This window comes from Clostridium sp. (assembly GCF_018372875.1).
Lineage (GTDB): Bacteria > Bacillota > Clostridia > Clostridiales > Clostridiaceae > Clostridium.
Genome location: NZ_JAHAIF010000019.1, coordinates 36,328 through 48,401, shown reverse-complemented (window position 1 = coordinate 48,401; position 12,074 = coordinate 36,328). Strand labels below are relative to the sequence as shown.

14 protein-coding genes and 1 other annotated feature are annotated in these 12,074 nt (G+C 30.1%); of the genes, 3 read left to right on the top strand and 11 right to left on the bottom strand.

Going from position 1 to position 12,074, the window contains the following annotated elements:
• Window positions 1-145: 145 nt before the first annotated feature.
• From KIB46_RS08430 to KIB46_RS08415, 4 genes are all read right to left on the bottom strand, one after another.
• Entirely contained in the window at window positions 146-1,090 is a 945-nt protein-coding gene (locus KIB46_RS08430) for a glycoside hydrolase family 25 protein (RefSeq protein WP_291671413.1), read from the bottom strand.
• A 66-nt stretch (window positions 1,091-1,156) separates the two neighbouring features.
• On the bottom strand, window positions 1,157-2,656 hold the full coding sequence (locus tag KIB46_RS08425; protein WP_291671412.1) for a HAMP domain-containing sensor histidine kinase: 1,500 nt from the start codon (window positions 2,654-2,656) through the stop codon (window positions 1,157-1,159).
• Complete coding sequence (locus KIB46_RS08420) at window positions 2,646-3,353, bottom strand: response regulator transcription factor (protein WP_156559712.1); 708 nt, start codon at window positions 3,351-3,353, stop codon at window positions 2,646-2,648. The genes KIB46_RS08425 and KIB46_RS08420 overlap by 11 nt, the downstream gene beginning before the upstream one ends.
• Before the next feature lie 123 nt (window positions 3,354-3,476).
• Window positions 3,477-4,082, bottom strand: a complete 606-nt coding sequence (locus KIB46_RS08415; RefSeq protein WP_291671411.1) for a CoA pyrophosphatase — start codon at window positions 4,080-4,082, stop codon at window positions 3,477-3,479.
• Between the two features lie 125 nt (window positions 4,083-4,207).
• Between KIB46_RS08415 and KIB46_RS08410 the strand changes: the two genes are divergently transcribed.
• Complete coding sequence (locus KIB46_RS08410) at window positions 4,208-4,387, top strand: hypothetical protein (protein ID WP_156559718.1); 180 nt, start codon at window positions 4,208-4,210, stop codon at window positions 4,385-4,387.
• Window positions 4,388-4,422: 35 nt separating this feature from the next.
• Here KIB46_RS08410 and KIB46_RS08405 read toward each other — a convergent pair whose 3' ends face one another.
• The 4 genes from KIB46_RS08405 to KIB46_RS08390 all read right to left on the bottom strand — a co-directional run bounded on the left by KIB46_RS08405 (window position 4,423) and on the right by KIB46_RS08390 (window position 7,864).
• Entirely contained in the window at window positions 4,423-5,328 is a 906-nt protein-coding gene (locus KIB46_RS08405) for a D-alanine--D-alanine ligase (protein WP_156559720.1), read from the bottom strand.
• A gap of 123 nt (window positions 5,329-5,451) precedes the next feature.
• Window positions 5,452-6,117 (bottom strand): endonuclease III, encoded by a 666-nt coding sequence (gene nth / locus KIB46_RS08400; RefSeq protein ID WP_291671410.1) that lies wholly within the window; start codon window positions 6,115-6,117, stop codon window positions 5,452-5,454.
• The gene (locus KIB46_RS08395) at window positions 6,118-6,822 is read right to left on the bottom strand and encodes a lysophospholipid acyltransferase family protein (RefSeq protein WP_291671409.1); all 705 of its coding nucleotides are present in this window, start codon (window positions 6,820-6,822) and stop codon (window positions 6,118-6,120) included.
• Window positions 6,823-6,847: 25 nt separating this feature from the next.
• Window positions 6,848-7,864: an oxidoreductase gene (locus tag KIB46_RS08390; protein WP_156559726.1), complete on the bottom strand. Its 1,017-nt coding sequence runs from the start codon at window positions 7,862-7,864 to the stop codon at window positions 6,848-6,850.
• Between the two features lie 188 nt (window positions 7,865-8,052).
• Here KIB46_RS08390 and KIB46_RS08385 point away from each other — a divergent pair, with 188 nt between their 5' ends.
• Both KIB46_RS08385 and KIB46_RS08380 read left to right on the top strand, forming a co-directional pair.
• On the top strand, window positions 8,053-8,646 hold the full coding sequence (locus KIB46_RS08385) for a hypothetical protein (protein WP_291671408.1): 594 nt from the start codon (window positions 8,053-8,055) through the stop codon (window positions 8,644-8,646).
• A gap of 39 nt (window positions 8,647-8,685) precedes the next feature.
• A complete protein-coding gene (locus tag KIB46_RS08380) occupies window positions 8,686-9,003 on the top strand; it encodes a PadR family transcriptional regulator (protein WP_291671407.1) in 318 nt (105 codons plus the stop codon).
• Window positions 9,004-9,077: 74 nt separating this feature from the next.
• Here the strand turns inward: KIB46_RS08380 and queG are convergent, their stop codons facing one another.
• From queG to cysK, 3 genes are read right to left on the bottom strand one after another with little or no spacing between them, the layout of a single operon-like run.
• Window positions 9,078-10,067: a tRNA epoxyqueuosine(34) reductase QueG gene (gene queG / locus KIB46_RS08375; protein ID WP_291671406.1), complete on the bottom strand. Its 990-nt coding sequence runs from the start codon at window positions 10,065-10,067 to the stop codon at window positions 9,078-9,080.
• 3 nt (window positions 10,068-10,070) lie between these two features.
• The gene (gene epsC / locus KIB46_RS08370) at window positions 10,071-10,655 is read right to left on the bottom strand and encodes a serine O-acetyltransferase EpsC (protein ID WP_156559735.1); all 585 of its coding nucleotides are present in this window, start codon (window positions 10,653-10,655) and stop codon (window positions 10,071-10,073) included.
• A 26-nt stretch (window positions 10,656-10,681) separates the two neighbouring features.
• A complete protein-coding gene (gene cysK, locus KIB46_RS08365; RefSeq protein ID WP_291671405.1) occupies window positions 10,682-11,590 on the bottom strand; it encodes a cysteine synthase A in 909 nt (302 codons plus the stop codon).
• Window positions 11,591-11,719: 129 nt separating this feature from the next.
• Window positions 11,720-11,955 (bottom strand) — a binding site (T-box leader).
• Window positions 11,956-12,074: the final 119 nt, after the last annotated feature.

The window sequence follows — 12,074 nt, the reverse complement described above, 5'->3', positions numbered from 1 at the left end:
TTTTTTATTCTTTAGGAAGAAATGAACTAATATATCGCTAAATTGTTGAAGTTATCCACAATTTAATAATAGATATAATTTCCTAAAGAATAAAAAAATTATATCAAGAATAACACTATCCTTGATATAATTTTTTCTTAGTTTTTTATTGTAATGTAACTGTAGCTCTTCTCTTTGATACTTCCCCATCATAATCAAAAGCTTCAATTGCAATTTTTACTGCTGTTCCTGCCTTAACAGGTATTTTACTTCTTTTAATTCTAAATTCTGTGTCTTCTGCATCTACAGTTCCAAGCCAATTCCCATTGGCAAAAATATTATATCCTAATAAATCAACATCAGGAACTCTATTCCAAGAAACAATTACTTCACCGCCACTTTCTATAGCTTTTAATCCAGTTACTATACTAGGTTGAGTTAATAAATCCACATTATCAGGTCCCCAATTAGCGTCCACAGGGTTTCCTACACCTTCTACAACTAAATCTTCGCTAAATTGCCATATTCTCCATTTAGTCCACCCCCCTTGATCCTTAGGATATGGAGGATTTCCAGGTATCTTTGTATACATTGCAATCCATAATAACATATTTTTAAGTGGATATCCTCTACCAGGAATATAGAAGTTGTTGTATTCATCAATAAAGAATGCACCTGTATATAACATTAATCTTCTTCTAGTTTTCTTTTCAAACCTCTTTCTAAATCTGTCTATCCAATCAATTAAAGTTGCTGTTGGAAGTTTGTTTTCAACAGGAGTTTCTACATCCAATACTGGAAACAAATCACCAAAATCCTTTGCACCAAATCCCTGCTGAAGTACATCTATAAAGTCATCACACTGTCTATCTGCATCAGTCAGGTCGTATGATGGTACCCCAAAATGATATGCACCTACAGGAATCCCATAATTTCTAGCCTCTCTTGCAAATCCTATAAACTTTCTATCTACCCTAAATCTACCTGTCGCAGACCCTGATGCTCTTAAGTATAAAAAATCAATCTTTGTTGCTAATACTTGAAAATTTACACCTTGAGTATACTCATTAATATCAATTCCAAACCTACTATTTGGACTTTTATTTTGCATATTTCCTCCAAAATAAAAATACTTTCTCTCTAACATGTTATTCCATATATAGAGAGAAAGTTACTTTTATTTTGATATTTTTAATTTTACATAGAAACTAATATCTTCTCCATAGCACTCAGCCCAAATTTGCCCTTCATGCAAATCTACAATATTTTTAGCTATGGCAAGACCTAGTCCTGTACCACCAGTTTGAGTATTTCTAGACTCCTCAACCCTATAAAATCTTTCAAACAGCTTTTCTAGCTTTTCTTTTGGTATTGTCTCACCCTTATTTCTTACTGCGACAGTTGCATATCCATTACTTTCATAAACTCCAATTACAATATTTCCAGGCTTAAAAGAATATTTTATTGAGTTAGTTAATAGATTTTCAAATACTCTTAACATTTTATCTGCATCTAAATCAACCATTATTCTATCTTCTGTTGCACTCTTTATTATACTTAATCCATTCTCTTCAAATAATGGTGTTAATTCTTCTGTAAGTTGAAATAAAAACTCTGTTAAATTAACCTTGCTCTTATTTAACTTTATCCCCCCATTATCAAGTTTTGTATACTCAAATAAATCCTCAATTAACCCCTTAAGTTTTTCGGCTTTATTAAAGGCTATACCAAGATACTCTTTCATGGTTTCTTCATTCTCATATCTTCCATCTTTAATTAATCCTATATAGCCCATTATAGATGTTAAAGGAGTTCTTAAATCATGGGATACATTAGTAATTAAGTCAGCCTTAGTCTTTTCTGCCTTTCTTTCTGCTTCAATCTTTCTATTAACCTCTTCAGCCATATAATTTATATTAGATGCAAGATTTCTTATCTCATCACTTCCTCTTTCTTCTATATGATGACTTAAATCTCCATTTGCAATAATTTTTAATCCTGAAGCAATTTCATCTAAATATTTCATCTTCTTATTTGTAACTATAATAAATATAACTATAAAAACAAGACAAGAAAGAATTAAGGCTAAAAAAGAATTACTTACAATATATGTATCTTCTTCAATATGTGCAGATGGTGTATTGGAATATATAAAATAACATCTTTGATCTGATATGTTAAGGGGATATATTACCTTTCTTTCCATTGGTCTGTAACTATCATACTCGCTACTATTTGCACTAGAAAGTACAGAGAATATATCAATCTTATCTTCAACAACATTAGAAGACTTTTGAAGTACATTCCCATCTAAGTCTGTAATATAAGCTTTTCCACTCTCACCTGCAAATAAATTAATAAAGTAATTGTTATCGTCTAACTTTAATCCTTTCTGACCATTAATTGAGTTAACATAGTTTTTAGCACTATACTCTATTTCTTGATAGTTATATGCTATGTTTGAAGTAATGTGTTCCTTTCTCATTACATTATTGGCCATTCCGTAAAAGATAAAGGAAACAGCAAAACATATACCCACAACAACCATTAATTCAAATCGTATAGATTTTTCTATTTTAATCATAAGTATATCTATGTACTTTCTTAAAGGATTAAATATTTTTAATTTATATATCTTTTTTCCTAATCTTTTTATAAAATCATCATTATTTTTCAATTTTATATCCAACTCCCCATACGGTTTTTATAAATCTAGGCTTTCTTGGATCAGACTCTATTTTTTCTCTTATCTTTCTTATATGAACCATAACAGTATTGTCAGACTCCATAAATTCTTGGTTCCATACACTTTCATAAATATTGGAAATAGAGAACACCTTGCCCCTATTTTTTGCAAGCAAAACTAATATATCAAACTCTGTTGGAGTAAGCTTTACTTCTTTACCATCAATAAATATCTCATGTGTATCTAAATTAATTTCTAAATCTTCTATTGTTACAATATTGCTTATTTCCTCAATTACCTGTGCCTTAACTTTAGGATTAAGTCTATAATATCTTCTTAACTGTGATTTCACTCTAGCTACTAACTCTAATGGATTAAAAGGCTTTGTTAAATAATCATCTGCTCCCATATTTAATCCTAATATTTTATCCATATCTTCTGACTTAGCAGAAAGCATTATTATTGGTAATTCTCTTTCTTCTCTTATCTTCAAACATGCCTCTATACCATTTAACTTTGGCATCATTACATCCAAAATTATTAAATCTATCTCCGGATCATTTCTCAATGCATATAATGCTTCTTCTCCATCTCCTGCTTTTACAGTCTTATAGCCTTCGCCTTTTAAATATATTTCAACTAAATCTCTTATTTCTTTCTCATCATCAACTATTAATATTTTTTCCATTTTAATTTCCTCCTCTAAATTCCTTTTTTCACCATAGATATTATCAGAGTTTATGTTTTTATTCTACTTCCTACTTCTTAATATAAAAGTAGATAACTTCTTAATATTTTCTTAACGGTGAAACTACTTTATATTATTTACAAAATCCTTTAACATCGATGCTGTTATTCCCCATATAACGTAATCTTTATATTGATAAAATGTAGATATATACTCTCCTGTTTTAAACTTATAATTTTTCCCACCCTTAATTAGATGATACGGAAAGTCCTCTCCTCTTTCAACTATCAGCTTGTTTCTTACTTCCATAGGACTATACTCTAAAAGATAAGATAATGGAACATAAAATACTTCATCCACCTCATCTTCATTTATCTCTAATTCTTCTATATTATTAACCTTTGCTACAAAAGGGTGTATTATCATACCATCATGTCTAATTAAAATATCCATTTCTTTTATTATTTCAACATCTTTTAATCCAAGTTCTTCATTTATTTCTCTTAATGCAGCTTCACTTGGAGTTTCACATTTATCTATTTTTCCTCCTGGAAAACAAATATCTCCTGGTTGACTTTTTAATTTTTTTGCTCTAACTTGAAACAAAATATAAACTTCTTCGTTTATATCTATGAGAGGAATTATTATGGATGCCCTTTTCATTTTTTCCCACCCGTTTATATAACTCTCTTTAGAGTTTAATTTTTCTTTTATATCATTAATTTTCATTGCTGTCACTCCTAAAATTATTCAATTATACATTTATTATATTATATCTAAACTTTTTTATATATTTTGAAACATTTAATAGGTTTAAATACTCTAATAAATAGAAGATATAAGAGGGGGCCTTTATGTTTAAGAAAATTTATTTATCAGATAAACAATGCGAATACTTAGCTAAAGGAATTGCACTAGGGGTAGGTCTAGGAACATTACTCGGAACCATAATTGGATATGTACAACTATTCTTTGCTTTAGGAGGAGTTTCAGGAATTCTAATTTCACTTATTTATTCTATAATAAAAAAGTAGGAAAGTACTTATAAAAAATACTTTCCTACTTCTATTTATCTTTTTTCTTTTAAAGAATTTTCAATTATTAAATCAATTAATCCGCTGAAGTCTATTCCTCTTCCTGCTGCACTCTTAGGGAATAAACTTGCCTTTGTCATTCCAGGTAAAGTATTTACCTCAAGAATATATGGAATACCTTCTTCAGTAATAATCATATCTATTCTTGCATACACTGAACACTTAAGTGCTCTATATGTGTCTAATGCCATCTTTTCTACTTCTTTGTGCAAAGATTCTTCAAGCTCAATTACAAATTCATCTGACCCACCGTCTGCATACTTAGCAGTATAATCAAAGAATTCAGCATGAGGCTTAATAGCTACAACAGGGAACATTTCTCTTCCCATTACAGGACATGTTATTTCATCCCCCTTTATAAACTTTTCAATCATAACTTCGTTATCCCACTTAAAAGCTTCTTTAACAGCATTTTCAATCTCTTTTTCTTCTTTAATTATAAAAGTAGCAACACTTGACCCACCATGAGTAGGCTTTACTACAACAGGATATCCTAATTCTTTTATATCCTCATAATTAATTTCATCCCCAGATCTTAAATTAATCCATGGTGCTGTTCTAATTCCTGCTGCTTCAAGTAAACTCTTCGTCATATCCTTATCCATACATGCAGCACTACTTAATGGACCACACCCTGAATAAGGTATTCCAAGTGTTTGTAGAACTGCTTGAACTGTACCATCTTCTCCAAATTGACCATGTAAAGCAAGCAAAGCGAAATCAATTCCCTTTACTTTATTTATTATGTCTTCCTTCTTATCTATAACTATAGGAATCACTTCATACTTATTCTTATCTATATTTTCAACTACTGAATTACCACTTTTTAAAGAAATCTCTCTTTCTGACGAGATTCCTCCCATAATTACTCCAACCTTCATTACAATCCTATCCTCCATTAAAAGTTCTTTTACTTTTCTATAATATTATATTCTATACTGCTTGCCAAGTTAAGTACCACTTATATAGAAAAATATCCTTGATGTGGACTAGTTGTATTTCAATTAAAATTTAGTGTTCTTTTTTATTTTCTTATCCTCTTTATCCTTCTGCTTCTTATATTTACATAAATGTGCTAATGGACATACTCCACATTGTGGTCTTCTAGCTATACAACACCTTCTACCGTGAAATATTAATAAGTGATGTGCTAAGGACCATTCCTTTTTTGGTAATTCCTTTTGTAATTGTTTCTCAACCTCTAGAACATTATCAGAATCAGCCAATCCTAAAAGATTAGATACTCTAAATACATGTGTATCTACAGCTATTGAAGGAACACCAAAAGCATTTGATAAAACTACATTTGCAGTTTTTCTTCCAGCTCCAGCAAGAGAAGTTATTCCTTCCATAGTCTTAGGTACTTCTCCATCATACTTTTCCTTAAGTTGATTGCACATCATTATTAGATTCTTAGCTTTACTTCTATAAAGACCTATTTGCTTTATTCTTTCTTCAAGCTCTTCATTAGAGAGTGTTAAAAAAGCATCTAAATCTGGATAATCTCTAAATAGTGTTTCTGTAACTTCATTAACTTTTTTATCTGTTGTTTGAGCTGACAAAATCGTTGCTACTAATAATTGAAACGGAGTTTCATGATTAAGTTCACATTTTGCATCTGGATAAGTTTCTTTTAAAATCTCTAAAATCTCTTTTGTTTTTTTCTTCATCTATTTATAAACTCCTCTATACTCTTCAGGTAATAATTCAGCTATTGACCTCATCAGAATATACATGCACTTATTATCATATTCATGTTTATCTTCTTCCTTAATTCTCTTGGGTAACTCTACTGGCTTACCAAACTTAACTGTTACATCTGCTTCATGCCAAGTTTCGCTGCCCATATTACCTCCTTCATCAATTGGAAGAAGTTTATCTGTTCCACTCATTCCGATAGGTATAATCTTAGCCTTAGTCATTCTTGCTAATAATAATATACCCTTTTTTCCTTCAATCATTGCACCTGTTCTACTTCTTGTTCCTTCTGGAAAAATCAATAAATTTTCTCCACTCTTAACTGTCTTAACCATTGTTGTTATTGCTTCTTTGTCTGCAGTATTAGGTTTAACAGGTATATTTTTTACCATTTTGGTCCCTACATTTGTAATAGGATCATTTGTTAATTTAACTCCTGCAACAAAATATGGATCATACTTTTCCTTTAATAACTTATTTAAAACAATACCATCTGAATTACTTAGGTGATTACAAATAAATATAAATGGTCCCCCATATTGTTCTAGCTCTTCAAATCCCTCTATATGTAATCTTGCAAACTTTTTCAAATAATTATTAGTTATTTTCTTTGCTGCTGTAACTACTAACCCTTCTGGTAATATTTTTAACAATTTAACTGTAAATGGTGACAACATACTTAACTTACACCTACCTTATATACTACTTTAACCCCTTTATACCTTCTTCTAATATTTCCATCAACAATAAGGTTTCTTCATCTTTAATCTTTTTAGGAGCTCCATTTACTATAGCTTCATATAAATCATCATATACTCTACCATAATCCCCTTGAACAGATTTAACCTTTTCCTCATGAATTTCACCACTATCATCAATATAAGTTATATCCCCATAATGCATTAATGTATCAACTCCGAAGTCTTTGTTATCTGGCATATAGAATAACTTTAGATGTTCCTCTTGACGGTCTTTAGTTTGCTTTATAAAGCACCCTTTCTTTCCATACACTATAAAACTAGGTCTTTCCTTTATTCTAAAATAACTTGATCTAACAGATATCTTTAAATTACCATAAAACATATCCACTTGGAAGTAATCATTCATTTTTCCTTCCCCTAGCAATTGTCTCACATCATAATTAATCTTATCTGGCTTTCCAAAATAACTAATTACTTGATCTATAGTATGGCAGCCATGTCCATATAGAAAAGAATTATTAGCACCTTCATATTTACTATGCTCTGGTACCTCTTGGCGATAATAATCAAAATTCATTTCAATTTCAAATAATTCTCCAAGTTTTCCTTCCTCTATTACTTTTTGAACTGTTAAAAAATCACTATCAAAGCGCCTATTTTGATAAGTTTGAACTATAAGTCCCTTTTCTTTTGCCAATTTAAATATTTCTTTTGCTTCCTCTGATGTCTTCATAAATGGTTTTTCAACTAAACAATGTTTATTGCTTTCCAAAACCATTTTTGCATACTCATAATGACTATCTTGATGGGTGCATACTACTACTAGATTAATTTCATCATCATTTAATAATTCATATATATCCGATGTATATTTAACTCCTGGGATCTTGCTCCAAATATCATGTTCTGGATTTCTCCTATATATAGTTTTAATTTTTATATTATCTCTTTCTAATACGAATGGAATATGATACCTATTAGTACTCTTTCCATTACCTATATAACCTATATTAAACATAAACTCCTCCTAAGTAATTGTAACTTTTATCCACCGAAATATATTATATCACATATGAATTTCTTGAAAAACTTCCACAAATAATTTGACTTTGGCACTATATTGCTTTACAATGTAGTTGTAACTTGTTAAACAAGATAGTTCTTTTCTTACTATCATGTTTACAATATATTAAAGGAGGGTTAACTATGCAATTAGATATCAGTAAATTAAAAGGAGATTATTACACTGGATTTGGGACTATTAAAAGTAAAATAAACTGTGCTTTAATACCTTCATCTGCTAGAGACGAAATTCTAGAAGATATTTATGAAATGTTATTAAGAAATCAAAATTCTAAAAAAGACTTTTTAGATGTTATAGGAGGTAATCTTTCTACTTTTATTGATAATATTATAGATTCATATGCTTCTACAATTTCCAGAACTAATTTTATATTAAGTGTAATTAAAACAAGCTTTTTATTCGCAATTTTAGGTTTAATAGGTACTTTATTTACTCATACAATTACAATATCAACTATAGTATATTCACTAATTGGATTTATAGTAGGTGGATTAACATACTTGTTTATTTATAAAATAAAGAAAAATTCTATTAATTTAATTTCATATATAATAGCGGGATTATTTGGAGTATTTAATATTAGTGTTATTAACTCACTAAATGAAACTTCTACCTTTTTATCAACAAATTTACCCTATACTTTATTATTAGTAATATTTATTCTAGAATTGATTCCAATTTTATTAATTCAAAATTATTTAAAAAAGATTTCTTAATTAACTATAAAATATAATTAATAGAAATGAGTGATTAGAATGTCAACTAATTCCCAATTATTAAAGGGTTTAATGGATGGTGTAATTCTTAAAATTATAAATAATAAGGAAACCTACGGATATGAAATATACGAAACATTACAGGAGTTAGGCTTCACAGAGTTTGCTGAAGGCTCATTGTATCCCCTATTATTAAGGCTAGAGAAGAAAAAGTTAATTAAAGGTACTAAGAGACCATCCCCTTTAGGACCAGATAGAAAATACTACTCTCTTACCTCAGAAGGATTAGAAGAAATGGAAAGCTTTAAAACATCTTGGGATAAAATTAATTCGGCAGTTTCAAAACTTTGGATATGAAATACTATTTACAAAAAAGCCTTAGTATAGATTTATTTTTAATTTATCAAATACTAAGGCTTAAATTATATTCTTTATTTAATATTTTTTATTCTATTAATATATTCTTGTATATATGGAGAATCTGTTTTTATTGCACTAACATCTTTTCCATTATACATTTTCATCCTAATTAGAACATTTCTTTTTAGTACATTCTTGCCTCTCCACCCACAAGATGTATTCTTTAATGTGGATTTAAATTCTCCATTCCCCATATTAACTATATTATCGCTATAATCTTTCTCCATAAACTCTAGTGGTTTAAACCCTTCTATCTGAGAAAACTTGATTTCTTTATTATATGGACATCTTAGTTGACAACTATCACACCCAAAAGTTCTTCCCTTCAAGGCCTTAATTTCCCACTCTTCTAGATCCTTTTTTTGAGTAATATATGATAAACATATATTAGAATTTTTTCTATTAGGATTAATTGACTTTGTAGGACACTCTCCAAAACAAATAGCACATTGTCCACATTCTTTATGTTTCATAAGTTCTTCAAAGTTACCATTATCATCATCATACATTTCTAAATCTGTAATTATTTCTCCTAAAAATACATAGGAACCATATTCTTTAGTAATTAACATATTGTTCTTTCCTATAAAACCTACACCGGCTAAATAAGCTATATACCTTTCAGGTAATGTATTGCTATCTACAAAGGATATAGCCTTTCCACCCTTTAATCTTATAAATTCACAAATTTTATCTAGGTAACCCTTTAGTACCCTGTGATAATCATTACCTCTAGTGTATAATGAAAATCCATTATCAAAATATTCTTTGTCATGAAGATAAGGGAAAGCTATAGAAATTATAGTCTTTCCCTCTTCCATATAATGATTTGGATTTATTCTTTTTTGAATATCTTCCTCTTCAAACTCATTTTGTATATTTAATTTTTTTCTTTTTTCGTAAAAGTCTTCAAGCTCATTAAATTTTCTGCACTTTACAAAACCAATGTTTGTTAATCCTAAATTGTTGCAGTATGACAAAACTTCTTCCTTTAAACTCATTTTTTATATCACCATATCATTAAATATTTTTTTCTTTGCTCCCCTAAAGTCACTTATTTCAATAATAGTCGTACTAGGTCTAATAATATTTTTTGCTGGAATTCCTACTGCTGTTGCTCCTTCTGGAACATCTTTAACAACTACAGCATTAGCTCCTATCTTTGCATTATCTCCAACTTTTATAGGTCCTAATACTTTAGCCCCTGCTCCTATTACCACTCCATTACCTATAGTAGGATGCCTTTTCCCTTTATCTTTTCCTGTACCTCCAAGTGTTACACCATGATAGATTAAAACATCATCACCAATCTCTGCTGTTTCTCCAATAACAACACCCATTCCGTGATCTATACATAATCCCTTTCCTATTGTAGCACCTGGATGAATCTCTATTCCAGTAAAGAATCTAGCTATTTGTGATATTAATCTAGCCAAGAAAAACCATTTGTGCTTATATAGAAAATGTGATAACTTATGCGCAATCTCTACATGAATACATGGATACAATAATAATACTTCTAATTTGCTTCTTGCTGCTGGATCATTTTCTACAATTCTGCGTAAGTTATAATTTAAAGTTTTGAACATTGCCACAACTCCTTTGCTTCTATTTTCTAGTCATATAACCCCATTGATATATATTTTTCTCCCCCATCTGGAGCAATAGCAAGAATCTTCTTGCCCTTTCCTACCTTTTTAGCTAACTCTAATGCTGCAAACACTGCTGCTCCTGATGATATTCCTATTAATACCCCTTCTTGTGCAGCAAAGTCTTTTGCAGTTTTAAATGCATCTTCATCTGTCACTTGTACTACTTCATCTATAATTGAACTATCATAGTTTCCCGGAACAAATCCTGCCCCTATACCTTGTATCTTATGTGGTCCTGGATTCCCTCCACTTAAAACTGGAGATTTAGATGGTTCAACTGCAATCACCTTTAATCCACTTATTTTTTCCTTTAAGTTTTTTCCAACGCCTGTTACAGTTCCACCTGTTCCAACTCCTGAAATAAAGTAATCTAAATCATTTATATCTTCGAATATTTCTTCTGCTGTTGTAGCATAGTGCTTCTCTGGATTTGCTATATTTTCAAATTGTTGTGGAATAAAGTATCCACCTTGCTTTTCATATTCTAAAGCTTTTTCTATAGCGCCCTTCATTCCCTTGCTACCTTCTGTTAATACAAGTTCTGCTCCATATGCCTTAATTAAATCTCTTCTTTCTTTACTCATTGTTTCAGGCATAATTATTATAACCTTATATCCCTTTAATTTCCCTATCATAGCTAAACCTATTCCAGTATTTCCACTTGTTGGTTCCACTATTGTTACTCCTGGTTTTAATAAACCTTCTTTTTCAGCCTTTTCAATCATACCTAAAGCAGCCCTATCCTTAACGCTACCACCTGGGTTAAATTTTTCTAGCTTTACATATACCTCTGCACTATTTTCATCAACTAAACCATTCACCTTAAGCACTGGTGTTTTTCCTACTAATTCTAATATTCCATTATAGATCATGTTTAAAAACCTCCTAAAATTTATTGTATTAATAACTTTATTTTGCCTAGGGTGAAAGCTATCCCGGAATGTTTAGCTAAAACTTTCATCCTAATTTTTTACAAATAAAAAAACCCCGACTCTATTAATTATAGAGACGAAGTAAAATTCGCGGTTCCACTCTAATTGGATTATAAAAATCCCACTCTTTTATCAGGTACGTGCACATACCTTATCACTATAACGGGTGAACCCGGAAAATCTTACTACTATTTCAGACCTCAACTCCAAAGGGCACTTCACAATTAATATGGATGAAAAGTTCTCAACTACCTTTTCTCTCTGTAAACCTCATAAAAGTTACTTTCCTTCTTCACTGTTTTTAATTCAGAGTATTTTGCTATGCTTTATAATCTTATTATATGCTTTATCCTAAAATTGTCAACAGTTTTTTATTTTTTTCTTTATACAATAATAAAGAGAAACTGTACAACAATTTCTCTCC

Coding starts and splice junctions, on each gene's coding strand:
- KIB46_RS08430 (WP_291671413.1), bottom strand. CDS start 1,090: ATGCAAAATAAAAGTCCAAATAGTAGGTTTGGAATTGATATTAATGAG.
- KIB46_RS08420 (WP_156559712.1), bottom strand. CDS start 3,353: ATGGAAAAAATATTAATAGTTGATGATGAGAAAGAAATAAGAGATTTA.
- KIB46_RS08415 (WP_291671411.1), bottom strand. CDS start 4,082: ATGAAAATTAATGATATAAAAGAAAAATTAAACTCTAAAGAGAGTTAT.
- KIB46_RS08410 (WP_156559718.1), top strand. CDS start 4,208: ATGTTTAAGAAAATTTATTTATCAGATAAACAATGCGAATACTTAGCT.
- KIB46_RS08405 (WP_156559720.1), bottom strand. CDS start 5,328: ATGAAGGTTGGAGTAATTATGGGAGGAATCTCGTCAGAAAGAGAGATT.
- nth (WP_291671410.1), bottom strand. CDS start 6,117: ATGAAGAAAAAAACAAAAGAGATTTTAGAGATTTTAAAAGAAACTTAT.
- KIB46_RS08395 (WP_291671409.1), bottom strand. CDS start 6,822: ATGTTGTCACCATTTACAGTTAAATTGTTAAAAATATTACCAGAAGGG.
- KIB46_RS08390 (WP_156559726.1), bottom strand. CDS start 7,864: ATGTTTAATATAGGTTATATAGGTAATGGAAAGAGTACTAATAGGTAT.
- KIB46_RS08385 (WP_291671408.1), top strand. CDS start 8,053: ATGCAATTAGATATCAGTAAATTAAAAGGAGATTATTACACTGGATTT.
- KIB46_RS08380 (WP_291671407.1), top strand. CDS start 8,686: ATGTCAACTAATTCCCAATTATTAAAGGGTTTAATGGATGGTGTAATT.
- queG (WP_291671406.1), bottom strand. CDS start 10,067: ATGAGTTTAAAGGAAGAAGTTTTGTCATACTGCAACAATTTAGGATTA.
- epsC (WP_156559735.1), bottom strand. CDS start 10,655: ATGTTCAAAACTTTAAATTATAACTTACGCAGAATTGTAGAAAATGAT.
- cysK (WP_291671405.1), bottom strand. CDS start 11,590: ATGATCTATAATGGAATATTAGAATTAGTAGGAAAAACACCAGTGCTT.